Annotated in this window: 15 protein-coding genes and 1 pseudogene; 5 read left to right on the plus strand and 11 right to left on the minus strand. The window is 72.8% G+C overall.

Features of this window, described 5'->3' with window-relative positions:
* Positions 1 to 323: 323 nt before the first annotated feature.
* Entirely contained in the window at positions 324 to 989 is a 666-nt protein-coding gene (locus IO40_RS0128505) for a DUF4232 domain-containing protein (RefSeq protein ID WP_016467246.1), read from the minus strand.
* Between the two features lie 357 nt (positions 990 to 1,346).
* Between IO40_RS0128505 and IO40_RS0128510 the strand changes: the two genes are divergently transcribed.
* The 3 genes from IO40_RS0128510 to IO40_RS0128520 all read left to right on the plus strand — a co-directional run bounded on the left by IO40_RS0128510 (position 1,347) and on the right by IO40_RS0128520 (position 4,728).
* The gene (locus IO40_RS0128510; protein WP_016467247.1) at positions 1,347 to 1,874 is read left to right on the plus strand and encodes a hypothetical protein; all 528 of its coding nucleotides are present in this window, start codon (positions 1,347 to 1,349) and stop codon (positions 1,872 to 1,874) included.
* A gap of 372 nt (positions 1,875 to 2,246) precedes the next feature.
* Entirely contained in the window at positions 2,247 to 3,260 is a 1,014-nt protein-coding gene (locus IO40_RS0128515; protein WP_031176391.1) for a helix-turn-helix transcriptional regulator, read from the plus strand.
* A gap of 214 nt (positions 3,261 to 3,474) precedes the next feature.
* Positions 3,475 to 4,728 (plus strand): multidrug effflux MFS transporter, encoded by a 1,254-nt coding sequence (locus IO40_RS0128520; RefSeq protein WP_016467249.1) that lies wholly within the window; start codon positions 3,475 to 3,477, stop codon positions 4,726 to 4,728.
* Between the two features lie 72 nt (positions 4,729 to 4,800).
* Here IO40_RS0128520 and IO40_RS0128525 read toward each other — a convergent pair whose 3' ends face one another.
* The gene (locus IO40_RS0128525) at positions 4,801 to 6,453 is read right to left on the minus strand and encodes an amidohydrolase (protein WP_016467250.1); all 1,653 of its coding nucleotides are present in this window, start codon (positions 6,451 to 6,453) and stop codon (positions 4,801 to 4,803) included.
* Positions 6,454 to 6,487: 34 nt separating this feature from the next.
* Entirely contained in the window at positions 6,488 to 7,852 is a 1,365-nt protein-coding gene (locus tag IO40_RS0128530; protein ID WP_016467251.1) for an MFS transporter, read from the minus strand.
* A 187-nt stretch (positions 7,853 to 8,039) separates the two neighbouring features.
* On the opposite strand from IO40_RS0128530, the gene IO40_RS0128535 reads away from it, so the two are divergent.
* Positions 8,040 to 8,933 (plus strand): LysR family transcriptional regulator, encoded by an 894-nt coding sequence (locus IO40_RS0128535; protein WP_041969165.1) that lies wholly within the window; start codon positions 8,040 to 8,042, stop codon positions 8,931 to 8,933.
* A gap of 48 nt (positions 8,934 to 8,981) precedes the next feature.
* Here IO40_RS0128535 and IO40_RS0128540 read toward each other — a convergent pair whose 3' ends face one another.
* On the minus strand, positions 8,982 to 10,235 hold the full coding sequence (locus IO40_RS0128540; protein ID WP_031176395.1) for a hypothetical protein: 1,254 nt from the start codon (positions 10,233 to 10,235) through the stop codon (positions 8,982 to 8,984).
* A gap of 609 nt (positions 10,236 to 10,844) precedes the next feature.
* Complete coding sequence (locus IO40_RS0128545; protein WP_016467254.1) at positions 10,845 to 11,420, minus strand: DinB family protein; 576 nt, start codon at positions 11,418 to 11,420, stop codon at positions 10,845 to 10,847.
* A 172-nt stretch (positions 11,421 to 11,592) separates the two neighbouring features.
* Here IO40_RS0128545 and IO40_RS39135 point away from each other — a divergent pair.
* Positions 11,593 to 11,688 (plus strand): annotated as a pseudogene (locus IO40_RS39135) (winged helix-turn-helix transcriptional regulator); the annotation flags it as partial.
* A 160-nt stretch (positions 11,689 to 11,848) separates the two neighbouring features.
* Here IO40_RS39135 and IO40_RS0128555 read toward each other — a convergent pair.
* From IO40_RS0128555 to IO40_RS0128580, 6 genes are all read right to left on the minus strand, one after another.
* Entirely contained in the window at positions 11,849 to 12,586 is a 738-nt protein-coding gene (locus tag IO40_RS0128555; protein ID WP_016467255.1) for a class I SAM-dependent methyltransferase, read from the minus strand.
* Position 12,587: 1 nt separating this feature from the next.
* A complete protein-coding gene (locus tag IO40_RS35065) occupies positions 12,588 to 13,952 on the minus strand; it encodes a flavodoxin family protein (RefSeq protein WP_055496093.1) in 1,365 nt (454 codons plus the stop codon).
* A complete protein-coding gene (gene ribD, locus IO40_RS0128565; RefSeq protein WP_016467257.1) occupies positions 13,949 to 15,079 on the minus strand; it encodes a bifunctional diaminohydroxyphosphoribosylaminopyrimidine deaminase/5-amino-6-(5-phosphoribosylamino)uracil reductase RibD in 1,131 nt (376 codons plus the stop codon). Before ribD ends, IO40_RS35065 begins: the two co-directional genes overlap by 4 nt.
* A complete protein-coding gene (locus IO40_RS0128570) occupies positions 15,076 to 16,068 on the minus strand; it encodes a formylglycine-generating enzyme family protein (protein WP_016467258.1) in 993 nt (330 codons plus the stop codon). The genes ribD and IO40_RS0128570 overlap by 4 nt, the downstream gene beginning before the upstream one ends.
* Positions 16,069 to 16,189: 121 nt before the next feature.
* The gene (locus IO40_RS0128575; RefSeq protein ID WP_016467259.1) at positions 16,190 to 17,872 is read right to left on the minus strand and encodes a WD40 repeat domain-containing protein; all 1,683 of its coding nucleotides are present in this window, start codon (positions 17,870 to 17,872) and stop codon (positions 16,190 to 16,192) included.
* On the minus strand, positions 17,869 to 18,546 hold the full coding sequence (locus IO40_RS0128580; protein WP_016467260.1) for a GTP cyclohydrolase II: 678 nt from the start codon (positions 18,544 to 18,546) through the stop codon (positions 17,869 to 17,871). The genes IO40_RS0128575 and IO40_RS0128580 overlap by 4 nt, the downstream gene beginning before the upstream one ends.
* Positions 18,547 to 18,795: the final 249 nt, after the last annotated feature.

Consider the following 18,795-nt stretch of genomic DNA (forward strand, 5'->3'; position numbering starts at 1 on the left):
TGGGGAAATCTGCTCCGACACCGGCCGCACGAAACGCGGACGCGGACCGCTACCGCCGGAAAGAGTGAAGACGTATGCCTCCGCCACAGGCAGCGGGCCCTCCGTTGCCTGCCGGTGCGGCCACCCACGGGCAGCCGGCCGGCAACCGGCAGGGGCCCGCCCGTGCGCCACGGGGGTGCGACGCACGGGCGGGGGTCCTGGGGCCCGGCCCGGGCTCGGGACGGTGGCCCGGGGCGGTCCCGGGGCGGCGCCTGGCCGGGGACGGTGCCCGGTTGTCGGACGGGGGTGGGCCGCTCGCGGGCGATGTGCCGGCCGCGGGCCGGTCAGCCGACGCCGACGGGGCTGACGAAGGTGCCGGGGCGGGTGGCGCCGGACTGGTCGAGGATGGCCCCGCCGTAGGGCCACTTGAGGGTGACGTGGGTGGTCTCGTCGGGCGGGGTGAGCAGGACCTTGCTCGGCACGAACGCCTTGGTGTCCGGGTCGTTCGTGGCGGTCGGCAGGAGCGTCAGGCTGACCATGGCGGTGCTCTGGCCGGGCCGCAGGGTGACGGTGCTGGGCTTGTCCGAGGAGCGGCGCAGGTCCCAGGCTTCGCCGCTCTTGCTGATGAGGCGGACGCCGGGGAAGCCGTGCAGGGTGCAGGTGCGCCCGCTGCCGTTCTTGAGCCGGATGCCCGCGGTCTGCTGGCTGGTGGCGTCCATGTCCGGGTGGCCCCCGTGCGGCAGGCCCCAGCTGTAGCGCAGTTCACCGGTGTGGCAGCGCTTGCTGGTGGCGGCGGCCGAGAGGGTGTTGACGGCATCGGTCCGCGAGCCCTGCGCCGCGGTCTCCTTGAGCGCGCTGCCGGTGGCTTCCCCGGCTGTGCGGGAGTGTGCGCCGGCCTTGGCGGAGGACGTATCGGTGGACGAGCCGCAGGCGGTGGCACCGGCGCCGACCGCGAGGGCGGCCAGCACGGCGGCGGTGCAACGGACTGCGCGGTGGAGCTTGGCGGTCATGGTTCCTCTTTCCCGAACACCGGGCCGCTGCCCGGCGTCCCCCCTGTCGAGTGGGTCTACGGGAGGTGTGATGGGCTCCGGGCGGCGGGAGTTCACGGAAGATTGTCCGGAGCCTGTAACAGCCCTCTCCCCCGTCCCCCGCCCCCTTCCCGTGCCGCTTCGCCCGGCGCGGCAACGGTGCCGTCGCGGGCGGCCCCGTCCACCGGGCGGGGCCCGCGGCGCTCCGGCGAGTTGGTGACCGTTGTGCGCCGCGAGAAGGCGCACGAGCCGCGGTGTGCGGACGAAGTCGTCGTCGACGCCGGCACCTGGGCGGGGCAACGACAGACTGATCCGGGCAACACTGCCTAGGCTGGCGCGATGGACACTGTGCTCGCTCACGAGGAGAGCGGCTTCATCAACTTCCGGCATCACCTCCCGGATGCGATGGAGCACGGGTACCGCTGGGTCAGCATCAAGCAGCTCCGCTTCTCCGCCCGGGCCGCGGAGTCCGCGGGTGACCGAGAACTGCTTGCCGCTCTGATCGGGCATGAGCAGTTCCGGGACGACTACGCGGGCGGAGGGGTGATGCCGGAGGGAACCCGGCACGGTCCGTACTGGCGACGGCTCATCACTGCCGATCTCTATGAACCCGTCAGCCAGGAGAAGGCCGTGGAGATACTGCGCGAGTGGGTGGGACCGCGCGGGGAAGTCCCCGCCGGGTTGGAAGCGGAACTCCGACGGGAGGTCTTCGCCCGCCTGGCCGCTGCTGACGGCATCCACTACCTCGGCGAGCTCGGAGATGAGGCCCTCCACGACTGGGGAGGTGTGCACGAGTTCTTTCACGAGTTCGTGCTCATCGACCGCTCGGCCGGACGGCTCGCTCTCATCGTCGCCGCCGACGACTAGGCAACCGTCGGGGCGTCCGCTGCGGTGACGAAGAGCGGTCGCGGAGCCCACAATCGCCCCCCGGGGCCGCCCACTGCCGGTCTTCCCGCTGCGGGCGGGCCCCCGGTGACCGGGCTTGATCCTCACGCCACGTAGGGCTGGAAGACGAGGCCCACCAGCGACTTTCATGCGGCGTTCGAGACGAGCCCCGGCCCGCCCCGGTCCGGACGCGGTGCCGCCGGAGCCGTGCCGTGTGTACGCGTCCGCAGCACCGGTCCGGGCTCCCCCGGCCCGGCAGCAGCCCCATGGGTCCTCACGCCTTCACCGGCCCCCCGTGGGCCGGGCGCGGGAGCGGTCAACCGGGCGGCCGGGCGGCGGTAATCTGGCATCGTTGTGATCCCCGTTCACCAGCTCGCCGGCGCGGCCGGTACCGCCGTCTCGGATGCCGCGTACGCGGCGTACTACGCGGCCATCGCCCGGACGGACACGCAGAGCCGGGGCACTGTCCGACACCTGCTCCGTCCGGAAGTCGGGGACGGCACGATCGAGGTCACGTCGCTGCGCAGCGGGTTCCACATCGTCCGCTACGACGTGGCGTTCACCGGCGGCCACCGGCTCGGGTACGCCTTCCCCGACGACCACTTCGAGCTGGAGTACTGCCTCGACGGGCGGATGCGCATCAGCGAGACCCACGCGGGTGACGGCGATCTGCACGCCCGCTCGGTGTCGCTCAGTCCCCGGCGCGCGACCGACGGCGTCGTCGCGTACGGCGACGGGGAGCGGTACCGGGCGGTGTCCGTCACCGGCACCTGGAGCGGGCTGGAGTCCTACCTCGGCGGTCTGGGCGCGGACGCCCTCCCGGCCCCCGGGCCGGAGGACACCGCCTGCGCACGCTATCTGGGGCGGTCCGCCGCGCTGCGCCCGGTGGCCGGGCCGATGGAGGAGATCTATCTGCACCGGCGGTCGTCGCCGGGCCGGCTGCTGTTCCTGGAGTCGCGGATAGTTGCGGCGCTGTCCGCCCTCGCCGAGGGGCTGGGGGCCGCCGAAGCTCCCGTGCGGGGCCGGGGCCTCGATCTTGCGGAGCACGAGGTGGCGGCGTTGCGCCGGGTGCCCGAACTGCTGTGGCGGCAGCGTCACGCACCGCCGACGCTGGCGGACCTGGCCCGCGCCTCGTCGATGTCGGTGCGCCGCCTCACCTCGGGGTTCCGCGCGCTGTACGGGACGTCCGTGAAGGAGTACCACCGGCGCCGGTGCCTCGACCGGGCGGCGGCGCTGCTCGCCGAGACGGACTGGACGGTGGCCCGGATCGCGCACGAGGTCGGGTACGCGTCGCCCGGCAACTTCGGTTACGCCTTCCGCCGCGACCGGGGAACGACACCCGCCCGGTTCCGGCGGGCGCACTCCTGACGCCGGCCGCCTGCCGGAAGCGCACCGCTCTCCACATCGACGGACCCCGCCCTCCACACCGCGGCGTGCCGTTCCCCCGGACGATGTGGCGCGGACCGCGGTCGTACCGGCTGTCTTACCGGCTGTCGCGCCGGCGCCCGAGGGGCCCGGGGCCCGGCGTCCGGGTGCGCCCGCGGCCTGACCCGCCGCCGACAGACGATCCGGAGAAAGACCGATGCATCCCGGCACCGACACCCCGCCCCGGCCGACCGGCGCGGGGCGCCTCGTCCTCACACTCGGCGGACTCTGCGCGGTGTCGCCGTTCGCCATCGACATGTACGCGCCCGGCTTCCCGCGTATCGCCGCCTCGTTCGGCACTTCGGGGACGGCCGTCCAGCTCTCCTTGACGGCCTGCCTGGCCGGGCTCGCCGCCGGGCAACTGGTGCTGGGCCCGGTCAGTGACGCGAGGGGGCGGCGGCGTCTGCTGCTGGCCGGCTGCGGGCTGTTCGCCGTACTGTCCCTGGTCTGTGCGCTGGCCCCGTCCGTCGTCGTGTTCGACATCGCGCGGCTGTTGCAGGGAGCCGCCGGCAGTGCGGGGATCGTCATCGGGAGGGCGGTCATCAGTGACCGGTTCAGCGGGGCCCACGCGGCCCGGCAGCTCGCCACGCTCAGCGTGATCGGATCGACCGCGCCGGTGCTCGCGCCGGTGGCCGGGGGCGTGGTGCTCGGGTTCGGCTCGTGGCGGCTGGTGTTCGTGGTGCTGGCCGCCTCCGGGCTGGTGCTGCTGGCCGCGGTGTGGGCCTGGGTGCCCGAGTCGCTCCCCGCCGAGCGGCGCCGGCCAGGGGGTGTGCGGGCCGTGTTCGCGGCGATGGGCGGGCTGCTGCGCCGACGCGAACTGGCCGGCCACCTCCTCGTGATGGGATGCGGGCTGGGTGCGCTGTTCGCCTACATCAGCGGGTCGCCGTTCGTCTTCCAGACCGTCTACGGCCTCTCCCCCACCGGCTACGGCCTCGTCTTCGCCGTGAACGCCGTCGGCACGGTGCTGGCCGGGGTGCTCTTCGGCCGCTGGGCCGGACGGGTGTCCCTGAACGCGCTGCTCACGGCCGGCGTGGCCGTCACGGTGGGTGCCCTGCTGGCGCTGGTGGCGCTGCTCGCCGCCGGCATCAGCACCTTTCCCACCACCTGGGCCTGCCTGTTCGGTCTGACCTTCGGCTTCGGCCTGCTGCTGCCCGCCTCGACCACCCTCGTCCTCGCGATCGGCGGGCAAGCGCCCGGAGCCGCTTCCGGTCTGCTGGGCGGCGCCCAGTTCGTGCTGGGCGCCGCGGCGGCACCCCTGCCCGGCGCCCTGGGCGGCACGACCGCCATGTCGACGGCCCTCGTGGTGGCGGGCTGCGCCCTCCTCGCCGCGCTGGCGCTGGTCACTCTCGCCCGGCCGTGGGAGCGCCACGGTGAGCCGGCCGGCCCCGACCGGGCCGGGGCCGGCGCATGACGCGGGTGCCGCCCGGTCGCCGTGAGCCTCACGTGCCGGGCGGCTCCGGGCCGAACTCCGCTCCGGACGACGTCAGGAGAACGTCAGCGCTCCCGTGTCGTGGGCGACCCGGCCGCCGACGACGGTCGCGCCCACCGTCAGCTCGCCGATGCGTCCGGGGGCGACGGCCAGCAGATCGTCGCTGAGGACCGTGAAGTCCGCGAGCATGCCCCGGCGGAGGATGCCCTTGCGGTGCTCCTCGTGGACGGCGTGGGCCGAGCCGACGGTGTAGGCGTACAGCGCCTCCCGTGCCGTGACCGCTTCGTGCGGCGCGATCGGCGCGCCCGACGCGGTGCGCCGGTTCACCATGTCGTGGATGCTCAGCAGCGGATGGGAGGCGACCACGGGGGCGTCCGAGGAGCCGGGCAGCACGACGCCCGCGTCGAGGAAGGCGCGCATACGGTAGGCGCGCTCGCTGCGGTCGGGGCCCAGCGCGCTGAGCAGTCCGTCGCCGATCTCCGAGAGGAACCGGCCCTGCGGTACGGGGATCAGGCCGAGTTCCGCGATCCGGGCGACCTGCGCCTCGCTGGTGACGGCCGCGTGCTCGACGCGGTGGCGCACATCGGTGCGCGGGTGGCGGCGCTGTGCTTCCTCGTAGGCGTCCAGGACGACGTCCAAGGCGGCGTCCCCGATGGCGTGCGTGGCGACCTGCCAGCCGCAGCGGTGCGCCTCCACGATGTAGCGGCGGATCTGCTCGCGCTCGTACTGCAGCAGTCCGCTGTTGCCGGGGGTGTCGTGGTAGTCGCAGCACATGGCGGCGGAGCGGCCGATCAGGGAGCCGTCCGCCATCATCTTCGCCGGACCGATGCGCAGCCATTCGTCGCCGAAGCCGGTCCGCAGGCCGAGGTCGAGGCCGTACCAGGTGGTGCCCTGCTCCAGGAGGCCGCAGTCGTGCAGCGCGGTGATGTACGGCATGACGGTCATGCGGACGCCGAGCAGGCCGCGTTCGCGCACCCGCTGGTAGGCGTCGAGGTCGGCGGGTCCGTTGCCGATGCCGTCGGTGACGCCGATTCCGGGTTCGGTCACGCTGGTCAGGCCGGCTTCGAGGGCGGCCCGCGCCCCGGCGGCGATGTTGGCGGTCCACTCGTCGACGGGTTCGGGGCGGAGCACCTGCTCGACGAGGTGCATCGCGGTCTCCTGGAGCAGGCCCTCGGCGCGGCCGTCCGCCTCGCGCACGACGTGGCCGCCGGGCACGTCAGGTACGTCCCTGCGGCCGGTGAAGCCCGCCCTCTCGAAGGCGGCGGTGCTCGCCACGGCCATGTGGTGCGAGGTGTGCACGAGCCAGACGGGGCGGCCCTGTGCGGCCCGGTCGAGCGCCTCGGCGGTCGGGTGGGCGCCGATCTTGTTCTGGTCGTAGCCGGCGCCGAGCACCCAGGCGTCGGGCGGCAGTGCCGAGGCCCGCTCGGCCACCGCCCGGTAGAGCGCGTCGAGGCCGGGCGCGCTCTCGTAGGAGCAGTCCAGCTCGCGCAGTCCTTTGCCGACGAGGCTGAGGTGGTGGTGCGCGTCGTTGAAGCCGGGTACGGCGGGGGCACCGCCGAGGTCGACGACGGTGTCCGCGGTGCAGCCGGCCACCTCGTCGTCCACTCCGGCGATCCGGCCGCCGAGGACGCCGAGGGCACGGGCGGTGGGGCGGTCCGGGTCGAGGGTGGTGAAGCGTCCGTTGTGGAACAGGGCGTCGAGACGCATGAGGGTCAACTCCAGGGGTCGGGGTCGGTGGACGTCAGACGGCCGCCGGTGCGGGGCGCTGTTCGGGGGCGTGCCCGCGGGTGAGTCCGGCGAGCCCGGCGACGCAGGCCGCCGTGGTCAGCAGCAGGGCGACGTAGAAGCCGGTCACGGGCCATACGGACCCGCCGCCCGCCGTCAGCAGTGCCTGGGCGACGAGGGGCGTGGTTCCGCCGATGAGGGTCGAACACAGCTGGTAGGAGAGCGAGATGCCGGTGTACCGGACCCGGGAGGGGAAGGCCCGGGCGAGGAACCCGGCGAGGACGGCGTAGTACCCGGAGCCGCTGACGACGGCCAGTGCCGTGCCGCAGAGGACGAGGAGCGGCTGCGCGGTGTTCACGAGCAGGAACATGGGGACGGCGACGACGACGTTGGCCAGCAGGGAGCACACCATGAACCGGGTCTCGCCGACCCGTTCGGAGAGCAGGGCGGCGGCGGGTTGCCACAGGAACTGCACCGCGGAGACGCCCAGCAGCACGTACAGCATCGTCTGGCGGTCCATGTGCAGTTCGTTGGTGGTCCAGGAGAGCAGGAAGGTGTTGGTGAAGTAGGCGGAGGAGATGCCCATGACGGAGGCGCCGATGCCGAGCAGCACGGTCCGCCACGCGGTGCGCAGCACCTCGGCGACGGGGAGCTTCACCACCTCGCCGCCGCGCTTGACCCGCTCGAAGTCGTCGGACTCCTCGACCTTCAGCCGGATCAGCAGGCCGACCACGACCAGCAGCCCCGACAGCAGGAACGGCACCCGCCAGCCCCAGGAGGTGAACGCCGCGTCGTCGAGGCCGCCCGCGGCCAGGAAGACCAGCGTGGCCAGGATCGCCCCGGCGGGCGAGCCCTGCTGCACCAGCATCGCGAACAGGGAGCCCCGCCCCTTGGGGGCGCTCTCGGACGCCATCAGCACGGCGCCGCCCCATTCGCCGCCGACGGCGACACCCTGTACGGCGCGCAGCAGGGCCAGCAGCAGTGGTGCGGCGAACCCGATCTGCGCGTGGGTGGGCAGCACGCCGACGAGGAAGGTGGCGATGCCCATCATCAGCAGGGTGGTGACCAGGGTGCCCTTGCGGCCCATCCGGTCGCCGAAGTGGCCGAAGACGATCCCGCCGAGCGGCCGGGCCAGGAAGCCGACCCAGAAGGTCGCGAAGGAGGCGAGCACGCCCGCGGCGGGTGACACGTCGGGGAAGAAGAGCTTGCCGAAGACCAGCGCGGACGCCGTTCCGTAGATGTAGAAGTCGTACCACTCGATGGTGGTGCCGACGAACGAGGCCAGGCCGGCCCTGCGTGCCTGCTGCGAAGGGGGCCCGTCGGGGACGGGTCGCGGGACGTTCACGGAGGGCCCGTCGGGAGCGGGCCGGGGGACGTTCATGGAGCCTCCGGCGGAGCGGCGCCCCGTGGAGGAGTCCGGACGGTGCGGAGACCGGTCGGGAGTCTCGGCCGAGCGTGCGGGGCGGTGAGCTGGACAGGCTCAGTTTGTTCCGCGCCACCCATACCGTCTAATACTTGATTGCTAAAGCACCCATGCCTTTGGGGCATGACACGGAGGGGAGACCGCGGTGGAACTGCGGGTACTGCGCTACTTTCTCGCCGTCGCCGAGACCGGCTCGGTCACCGCCGCGTCCCGCCGCGTCCACATCGCCCAGCCGTCCCTCTCCCGGCAACTGAGCGCGCTGGAGAAGGACTTGGGCGTGCCGCTGTTCACGCGCCGTCCCGGCGCGCTGACCCTCAACGCCGCCGGACGCCGCTTCCTGCCCATCGCCGAGGACCTGCTGCGCCGCGCCGAACAGGCCGCCGAGACGATGGCCGCCGCCGGGCGCGGCGCGGAGGCGGCGTTCACCGTCGTCGCCGCCCCGGCCACGGTGGCCTGTCTGCTGGCGCCGTTCATGGCGTCCGGCGGCGCCGCCGGGCCCACACTCCACGACACCATCCAGGCGGAGCCGAGCAAGGTGTTCGACACCCTCATGCACAGCGACGCCGACCTCGGCGTCTCCACCACACCGCCGCCGCTGCCGCTGGAGTCGGCGTTCCTGGGACTCGTCCCGGTGCTCGCCCAGGTCCCGGCCGACCATCCCTGGGGCGGTCGCTGCGAGGTCACGCTGGCCGAACTCGTCACCGAGCCGCTGATCCTGATGACCCGCTCCAACGCGGCCCGTACGGTCGTCGACGAGGCGGTCAGCCGGGCGGGACTCACCCCGGCCGGCGTCACCGAGACCGGTTCCTCGGCCTTCGCGCAGGCCCTCGCCGCGCGGGGCCGGGGAGTGTGCCTGGTGACGGACGACTCGCGCTTCGGCCTGACGGAACTGATCGTGCGCACGCCGGACGGCCCGCTGACCGTCCCGCTGTACGCGGGCTGGGACGCCGTCCACTATGCCCGCACCGCCCTCCACGAGCTCGTCGACGGGCTGCGTGACCACTGCACCCGGCGCACCGAGACGCTCATCGGCCCGTGACGCCGCCGCTATCGTCCCCGCGCCGTCCGGCGTGCGCCCCTCCGCCGGCTAGCGCGTCGCCCCGCGCACGGGGCTGAGCGGATCGGGTGTGCGCCCTGTCCAGCGGTGCAGTACGGCGCGGCCGGTCTGCTTGGTGACGCCGTTCTCCTTGACGGTGCCGGACTCCGCCACGTAGTAGCGCCCGTCGCCCAGGGAGACCAGGCCGTACTCGCCGGGGCCCCGCCAGCCGCGCACGCCCGTGGCCCGGTCGTACAGGCCCTGCCGCGCGAGGGTGAGCAGCCGGCCGCGCTCCGGGCGGGGCTGGCCGCGCACCGGGCCGCGCACGGCGGGCTTCGTGCCGTCGACGGTGAAGAGGGAGTAGTTGGGGAAGCCCGGCTTCTTCCCCTCGTACACGGCCAGTTGCCAGTTGCGGGAGGCCGCGTCGTACTCCAGGTTCTGCACGCCGTAGGTGGTGTTGCCGGTGTACGCGAAGAACTTGCCGCGGGGGTGTGCCGGGCCGCTGGTGTGCGGCGCCGACTCGCTCAGTGGACGCTCGTACTTCGTCCACCGGCGCACGTCGTACTGGAGGAGCACCTGGTGGTCGTTGTCGGTGCGGGAGGTGTTGGCGTAGACGCCGTAGGCGACGGTCAGCAGGTGGGGGTCGCGCTCGCGTCCGCCGCGAGCGCCGAGGTCGGGTCCGAAGGCGACGCCGTCGATACCGCTGCACCCGTAGCGGTGGTCAGGTGTGTCGGCGGTGTCGCCGTCGAAGACGCCGTTGCCGTCCATGTCGGCGGTGTAGTCCTCGACGACCTCCTTGAGGTAGACCGTCGAGACGATGTCGCTGGTCTGGGCGTCGATGCCCATGCGGTCGATGCGGTCGGCGTCGAAGACCGCGATGTAGAAGGACTCGGCGTCCTTGTACTCCAGGGAGCCGTAGATCCTGCCGTCCCGTTCGTTGAAGTCGAGATCGCCCAGGTGGCCGGTGAATCCGGTGACGGAGCCGACCGGGTTGCCGCGCAGATCCGTCTTGACCAGGAGATTGGTGAAGGAGAAGTACATGTAGCCGCGCTTGCGGTCCAGCGCCATGCCCTGGATGTGTCCCGAGTCCCACGCCCCGCCGTCGACGACGGCCGGCAGCCGTTCCCCGCCGCGGGCCGTCGCCCCGCCCTGGGCAACCGCCCCGGCGGCGGACGCGGTCCACGGTGTCAGCGCCGACCCCAGCAGTGCGGTCACCAGGGCGGTGCCCGCGAGCGCGGTGGCCCGTGCGCCGGCCCTCCGCCGGGGCGCCTCGTCCCGTACGGTCGTCTTCTTCCGCCTTCTCATCCCGTCCCGCCCTTCCCCGGCTTCCCGAACGACCGCCGCCCCGGCCGCCTCGTGCGGGAATGCCCTCCCGCACCGGGCGGACCACTGACCGGCTGCGACACCAGCGGTCATTCTGAGCCCCTGCCGTGAACACAGGGAAGGCTTGCGGCGACGGGAAAACGACGACCGGGTGCCGCCTCCGCCCGCCTCCCCGCACCGACAGGCGACCCGCACCCTGACGGGGCTCACGGCCTCATGGCTCGCAGCACCAGGGGTTCAGGGGCGGCGCTCACGGAGGTCTCCCGCTCTCACCCGGTCAAAGGCACGTTCGGCGACGGCCGGTTCGTCCCACTCGGCCCGCATCGGCCAACCGCTTGGCCAGTTGTTCCGAGCCGCCCAGTTCCGCACGGCGCGTGGTGATCCGTTCCAGCAGCTCGGGCTCCAGCATGCACCCGGCCGGCAGAGGACCTGCCGGGTGCAGCGGACAAGCAACGGACGGTCAGCTCCCCCTCACCCGGCACGGCCATGGAGAGCCGCACAGTGCCCGACGCCTCGCCGGCACAGGGGCCAGGCTCCCCGAGACACCCGCCGAGGTGGCCGGCCTCTCCCGTATCCGTACGACGGGTGCGATCACTGGCCCACTCTGCCGTCGATCCGCTCGCGATGGAGGTCGGCGTGGCCGCAGTGTCGCGCGTACTCAGCGATCTGCGCCACCAGGATCTCGCGCAGCGGCGCCTCCCCGGTCCGCGTGCCGAGGTCGGCGAAGCCGGCGATGAAACGGTCGGTCACCTCGCTCTCGGCCCGCCACCGCCGCCAGGCATCCTCCACGACCGCCGGGTCGGCGACCGCTCCGTTCCAGTCGCCGTCACGGTCTTCGGGTGTGCGGTAGATCCTGGGCGAGTCCTCGCCGGCCATCCGGCGGAAGTGCCGTTCGTCCTCGGCCATGTGCCGTACCAGCCCGAGCAGGGACATCGTGGACGGCGGTACGGAGCGCCGGGCCATCTGCTCGGCGTCCAGGCCCGCACACTTCATCTCGATGGTCAGGCGGAAGTAGCGCAGACTCTCCCGCAGAGAGCCCAGCTCGTCGACCGTCTCGACGTCCGTCTCGCGCGGGTCGTCATCCGGATCGACCCACATGTCGGGGTAGACGGTGGACGGGGTCCACCGTGTCACTGCCGCTTCGTTGTCGCGCTCGCCTGAGTCCATGGCCGCATCGTGGTGCGCATCGGCGCCGTCCGCTACCGAATATGGCCGCCTCACGCCACCGGGAGAACCGATTCGCAGGCACCAGCGTGCGTACCCCTACAGGCCGGCACACCAGCTTTTTTGGCCTGCGACTTCAAGTCGGCGGCAGCTCAGTGAACCGCACAGTGCGGTCACGGGCATCTCGCAGCGCATGCTCACCCTGACGCTGCGGCAGCCCGAACGCCACGAGCTGGTGCCCCGGACCGTGCACCCCTGTGTGCCATCACGCACCGGCGGCGGAGGCCGGGGCGGACAGCGGGAGCACCTTTCGTTCGCTCAGCCGCCGCCCGGCCTCGACCACCACGGTCGAGGCCGCGCCCAGCGGCTTCGTCGAACGCACGAGGGCGCGGACCGCCCGGGGTGGGGCAGCCCGCGCCGTGGCGTGACGTTCACTTGCGGCAACGCAGCATGATCAGCGGTGGGTTGGCGGCGAAGTCGTCCCAGAAGCCGGCGCCGAACGGGTGCGCCGCGGGCGCGGGCACCTGGAGCGGCACCCAGGTCACCTCGTCGAAACCGGCCGCTTTGAGGCACCGTTCGTAGACGGGGCGCAGCGGGTAGTTGGTGTCGAAGGCGACGGGCGGGTCGAGGAGCGCCTCGATGTGGACGCGCGGGCCGACGGGGGTGGTCCCGCACGGTGTGTAGGTGAAGCCGTACTTGGCCGTGTCCGGACCGTCGAAGCGGAAGTCGGGGTTCTGGGTGAGGGCGAGGAGTTCGCCGCCGGGCGCCAGAGACCGGTGGATGCCGTGGCACATCCGGGCGAGGGTCTCCTCGTCGTCGGCGTAGTTGAGGAGGTACACGGCGGTCGCGACGTCGAAGGGCCGTTCCGGCTCGGGGAGGGCACCGGCGTCCAGAACGTCGTACCGGATGCCCAGCGGTTCGCGTTCCTCGATGGCGCGGGCGGCGGTCACCATCTCGCGGGAGATGTCGACGCCGAGCACGTCCCCGGCGCCCAGCCGTCTGGCCTGGCGCGTGTAGAAACCGGTGCCGCATGCCAGGTCCAGCACCGACCGGCCGCCGAGCCGCCCCAGCATGCCGGTGAAACCGGGGATCTCCACGTACCGGGCCAGCGGGAGGGTCTTGACGCCCTCGTAGGTCTCCCCGATGTCGTCGTACTGTTGCCGGGCCATGTCACCGTCCTTCCAGGGACGTCGTTGTCGTGTGCGGTCCGCTCGTGCGGCCTGCGCCGGCCGGTGCCGCGGGGGTGCGGGCCGGCAGCGGGCTCGTCGGCCCGATGTCCGGGACGGTGCGCCGCAGCCGGTCCCCGGCCAGGGCTGTCCGCCGGCCCTGGTGCCGTACCGCGAGCAGCGCCTCCGGTGACGGGCGCTCCCCCGCGGAGAGGGGGTGGGCGACGCCGTAGGGGTTGCCGCCCGCCGCGAAGGAGGCGGGGTCCGTGTAGCCGGGCGGAACGACGACGGCGCCGCAGTGGAAGAGGACGTGGTGGAACGCCAGCAGCGCGGACTCGCTCCCGGCGTGCGGGTGCGGTGTGACGGTGAACGCGCTCGCGGCCTTGCCCCACAGCGGCCGGCCCGCACCGGTCCGGGCGAGTGACTGTGCGTGGGCCAGCAGCGGTGCCGAGAGCGTGCCCAGCCGGGAGGGGGCGCCGAAGATGACGGCGTCCGCCCATGCGAGGTCCTCGGTGGTGACCACCGGCGGTCTGGGAGCGCCCCAGCCCGCTGTGCCTCTTTCCCGGTGCCGCTGCCCGTTCTGTGCGCCGTCCGCCGGCGGGCCGCCGGCGGACGGGTCGGGCACCCGGCGGAGCCGCACCTGTGCTCCGGTGTCCCGGGCCCCGGCGGCGCACTCCTGGGCGAGGGTCCGCACGGCGGTTCCTGCCGCGTGGTGGACGACCGTCACCCGCGTCGGCCGGGCCATGACGGAGGGGAGGACGGGCGTGGGTCTGCCCGTGATCCTCGCGAGTCTGTGCCCGAGCGCCCGGGCGTTCCCCAGTTCGGCGGGCCCGGGCGGGCTGCCCCGCCGGTAGGCCGCGGACAGACCGTACGGGTTGCGGCCGGTGCCCGGGCGGTCGTCGTCCGCCGGTTCGGCACCCAGCACCCACGAACCCCAGTGGTAGGCGGTCTGGTACAGGCTCAGCAAAGTGGCCTCACGGCCTCCGTAGGAGCATTCGGCGGAGGTCATGCCGGTCACCACCCGGTCGGTCAGCATGCCTTTCGCCCACAGCCGGGCCGTGGAGTCCAGGAACGCCTTGAAGGGGGCGGAGACGTTCCCGAAGTAGGTGGGGGTCGCCAGCACGAGCCCGTCGGCCCACAGCACGTCCTCGGGCGCGGCGACCGGGTGCGAGGGTTCGGCCGGTAGCGTCGGTCCCGGCCGGAAAGGGTCCTCCATGGTGTCGGCGACCCGCAGCAGCCGTACCGTCGCCCCGGCCCGCCCCGCGCCCTCGGCGGCAGCCGCGGCGAGGCGGCACATCGTGCCCCTGCGGCTGTGGTAGACGACCGCGATCCTGGGCCGGGTCCGGCGGTCCGCCGGCCGGCCGCTCACCGGGGGCCCGCCGCCGGGCCGTGCGGCGCGCGCAGCACCAGGCGTATGTCCTCGCCGACCCTGCGCACCTCCCCCGTCTCGAACCGCCGGCCTTCCGCGAGGTTCTTGACCCCGAAGTCCTCCAGCACGGGGCGGCCCCGCGAGCCCAGCAGCATGGGTGCCAGATAGGCGACCACCCGGTCCAGCAGTCCCCGTGCGACGAACGCGCTCGCCAGCCGGGCGCCGCCCTCCAGCAGGACCGAGCGCAGCCCTCTGCGGTACAGCTCGTCCAGCAGCGCCGCCACGTCGATCCCGTGCCCGTCGGCGGGGAGCGCCAGCACCTCGTGGCCGTGCGGCAGTCGGGGCCGGTGGGCGTCCTCGGCCACGACGAGGAGGGTCGGTGCGGCGTCGTCCAGTACGCGTGCCCCGGGGTCGATGCCGCCGGTGCGGTCGACGACCACGCGCAGCGGCGGGGTGCCCGGCACGTCGTGGCGCAGGCCGAGGTGGGGATCGTCGGCGCGCAGCGTTCCGGTTCCGACGAGGACCGCGTCGTGGGCGGCCCGCAGCTCGTGCGCGTCCTGCCGGGCCGCGGCGCCGGTTATCCAGCGGGAACTGCCGTCGGCAGCCGCTGTCCGCCCGTCCAGCGTGCTGCCGAACTTCCAGGTGACGCAGGGCCTTCGGCGTCTGACGGCCGTCAGCCACAGTTCGTTGACGTGCTCGCCCAGCTCCCGCAGCACCCCGCCGGCCACCTGTACCCCGGCGCGCCGTAACCGTTCGGCGCCACCCGTGCCCTCGGGGGTGGGGTCGTCCACGGCGTAGACGACGCGGGTCACTCCCGCCTCCAGCAGGGCGTCGGCGCAGGGGCCCGTGCGTCCCTGGTGGGCGCAGGGCTCCAGGGTGACGACCGCGGTGGCGCCGCGCGCCGACGGGCCGGCGGCCTTGAGCGCCTCGACCTCGGCGTGGGGGTGTCCTGCGCCCAGGTGGTGGCCCTCTGCGACGGGGGCGCCGTCCTCGCCGAGCAGTACGCAGCCGACGACGGGGTTGGGGCTGGTGCTGCCCAGCGCGGTGGCGGCGAGGCGGGCCGCCCGGCGCATGGCGTGCAGTTCGGCGGGCGACGCGGATCCGGGCCGCTGTCCGGGGGAGCTCATACGGTCTCCGCGAGCCGGAATCCCATGGCGTAGATGTCGCGTGCGTACCAGCCGTGCCGGCGCCGGCAGCGCGCGAGGTCGCCGAACCGGGTGAAGCTGCCGCCTCTGGCCACCCGGTAGCTGCCCCGGGTGCGCACGAGGTCGTCCGCGACGTGCTCACCGCCCGGGTAGGGGCGGTAGTCGTCGGCGACGTACTCCTCGACGTTGCCGGCCATGTCGTGCACCCCGAACGGGGACCGCCCGGCGGGGTGGACGCCGATCGGCACCGTGCTCAGCGGGCCGTTCTCCACGGTGTTGGCGCACTGCGGCCTGAAGGATTCGCCCCAGGGGTAGGCGCGCCCGTCCCCGCCCGTGGCGGCGTACTCCCATTCGGCCTCGGCCGGCAGCCGGAAGGGGCGGCCCGTGGTGGCGGCGAGCCAGGCGGCGTAGGCGTCCGCGGCCTCGGCGGGCACGGTCCACACCGGGTGGTTGGCGAGATGGACGGGGTAGACGCCGAACCGCCAGGACGTGGGCAGCCAGGTGTTCCCGGTCTCCTCCAGGAACGTGCGGTACTCGGCGTTCGTGACCGGGTGCAGCGCGATGCGGAAGGCGGCGAGGTCGGCTTCGTGGACGGGGCATTCCTTGGCGATCCACTCGCGTTCCACACCGGCGTGCCGCCACAGCTCGACGACCGCGTCCACCTCGTCGGGCGCCAGGCCGAGGGAGACCCGGGCCGCCGGCACCTCCGCCATCGGCGGGTCGTAGACGCGTACGCGCGGGTCACCGACGAGGCCCAGCACGGTCCCGGCCGCGTGGCGGCGGGAGAACTCCTGCTTGACGTCCTCGGCGATCCGGACGAGTTCGTCCGGTTCGGCGGCGAGCAGGTCGCGGTCGCTGCGCAGCAGCCAGGCGGGGGTGCGCGCGGCGAACGAGTCGGCCAGGCCCATGGCCTCGCGGTCGGAGAGCGTGTTGGGGTTGGCCATGACGGCCTGCGGCGGGCTGCTGGTCACACGTGCCTCCGTTGCGGTGACGGGAAGGGGATCCGGTTGCGGTGGCGTGGTGAGGCCGGACAGGGAAGACCGTCCGGGGCGGGCGGATACGTCACCGCCCCGGACGGCCTGCTCACGGTGGTCAGCCGAAAGGGTAGACCTGTCCGTCGTAGGAAGCGGCGAGGAAGGCCTTCTGCCGCGGATCGTAGGCGAGCGCGGAGATCCCTGCGGCGGTCGGCCGCTGCACGCTGCTCCACGTGCCGGTCTCCCGGTCGTGGACGGCAACCCGGCCGTTGTAGCTCCCGGTCGCGATCAGCCGCCCGTCCTGCGAGGCCGCCACGCACTTGATCGAGTGCGTGTGCGGGGTCTCCAGCGTGGTGACCTTCCCGTCCGGGTCCCAGACGCGCAGCTTCAGGTCCCGGCTGACGCTGGCGAACCAGCCGTCGCCCAGGCCGGCGCAGCCATTGGCGATCTTGTCGTGCGCCTCCTCGACCGTGGCGATCATCTCCAGCGTGGACGCCCGGTACCACGTCGCCGAGGAGTCGGCCGCCACCGAGAAGATGACATCGCCCGAGACGGCTACGCCCTTGACGGCGTTAGTGTGCAGCGGCAGGTCCGTCACGTGCTGGAGCGCCCCGTCCGCGGTCAGCCGGAAGACGAGCCCCTCCCCTGTGTAGGCGCCCACGACAGCGTGCGGAGCACCGTCGTGCTCGAAGACGGCGCCGCAGTTCAGCGGTGAGCGGTGCTGGTACAGCTCCCTGCCGGTCAGCGCGTCGAAGACCTTGCCCAGCTGGCCGCCGGTGAGCACCAGACCGCCCAGCGGGGTCAGGAAGTTGCACAGGCTGCCGGTGTCGGCGACGTGTGCGCCGTCGCGGCGCACCGTGCCGGCGTCGCCCACGGTGAGGACGGCGGCGGGCTCGGGCAGGACGGCGTTGACTCCCCCGGTGGCCGGGACGGGAGCGCTGTCCCACACGCGGGAGGCGTAGTCGTAGCCGCGGTAGGTGGCGCCGAAGGTCGCGAAGACCAGCCGCGAGCCGCCCGCGAAGGCGCACGAGCGGGGCCAGACGTCGTCGGGCAGCGCGGTGGTGTTGACCGGTTCGGGCCGCGGCCGGCTGACGTCCCACAGCCGCATGGTGCGGTCGTAGCTGAGGCTGACGAGCAGGCCGCGGGAGTTGTCCAGGACGAGGCGCTTGATCCCCGCGTCGTGCGCCGGGAGGACCTCGCGGGAGCCGGAGTCGACGACGATGATCTGCCCGTCGTCGTTGCCCGCGAAGATGACGCCGCTGGCGGAGATGGCGATGGTGTCGGTCTCCACACCGTTCATGTCGAGGTCCGACAGCAGCTCACCCGTCTCCAGCGACCACCGTTTGATGGTTCCGTCGTCGCTGGAGGAGATCAGCTCGTCGGCGTCCTTGGCCCACTCGACGGAGATGACGTCCGCGGTGTGCCCGGTGAACGTCCGGACCAGGCGTCCGGTGAAGTCGTACGCCCGCACCCGGTGGTCGCGGGACGCCGTCGCGATCAGTTCCTTGGACGGGTGGAAGACCGACATCTCCACGTCGTCCTCCTGGTCGTCGAAGACCGCGACCAGTCTCAGGTCGGGCACCGTCCACATGCGGGCCGTGTAGTCGCTGGACGAGGTGAGGAGGTACCGGCCGTCCGGGGAGAAGGTGCACTGGTTCGCGAGGTGGTCGTGGAGCGACCGGGAGAGGGACTCACCGGTGTCCTGCGCCCAGCAGATGACTTGGTTGTCGTAGCCGGCAGTCGCGACGTAACGGTCCTGCCAGGCGGCGATCCCGCTGATGGGGCCGCGGTGCTGAATCATGCGAACTCCTGCGTGATCTCAATGCTGTGACCGTGCTGTTCGACCTTTGCGCGGAGGTAGCGGATGTTGCGCTCGTTGGGGAACACGCCGGTCGGTACCACGTCGACGACGTCGATGCCGTACCGGCGCAGTTGCTCGGACTTGTCCGGGTTGTTGCTCAGCAGCCGCACCCGCGGGACCCCGAGGGCCTGGAGCATCTGCGCCGCCGGCCGGTAGTCGCGCAGGTCGTCGGAGAAGTTCAGCTTCCGGTTGGCCGCGAAGGTGTCCAGCCCCCGGTGCTGCTGGAGCCAGTAGGCGTCGAGCTTGTTGTAGAGGCCGATTCCGCGTCCTTCCTGCCGCAGGTAGAGCAGGATTCCCCCGGACACGGACAACAGCTCCAGGGATTCTTGCAGCTGGGGACCGCAGTCGCAGCGCGTCGAGCCGAGCACATCACCCGTCAGGCATTCCGAGTGGAGTCTGACAAGGGGAATGTCGGCCACTGCGCCGAATTCGATGGCGACATGCTCCAGCCCGTCGCTCAGGCCCCGGAAGGAGACGATCTTCGCCGTCTCGCCCGAGTCGTTCTTCAGCCGCAGCGGCACGTTGACCCGTGCTCTGACGCCGGCACCGCCCTGTTCCCCGCCGGCTTCTGCGATACGCGGGTGCGTATCCTCGCCTTTGAGTGCATCGGTCACTGAGTCCTCCAAGGGGAAGACCAATACGTGGGTCTCTTTCTGGGACGCACACGAGTCTCCGCAATGGATACCGCCTCCAACAATGCGTAGGCACCGATGCAGCCCCGAAGCATTTTCCGGTTGGCCCCGACCCGCCACCGAAGGGTGCCGCACGGTTGCGCGCAGCCGCCTTCCTGTGCTCGCACACGAGAAACCGGTGGTCACAGTCGTGACCACCGGTTCCGGGTGTTTCCGCGATGTTGCGCCGTA

It is taken from the genome of Streptomyces albus subsp. albus (assembly GCF_000725885.1).
In the GTDB taxonomy this organism is placed as follows: domain Bacteria; phylum Actinomycetota; class Actinomycetes; order Streptomycetales; family Streptomycetaceae; genus Streptomyces; species Streptomyces albus.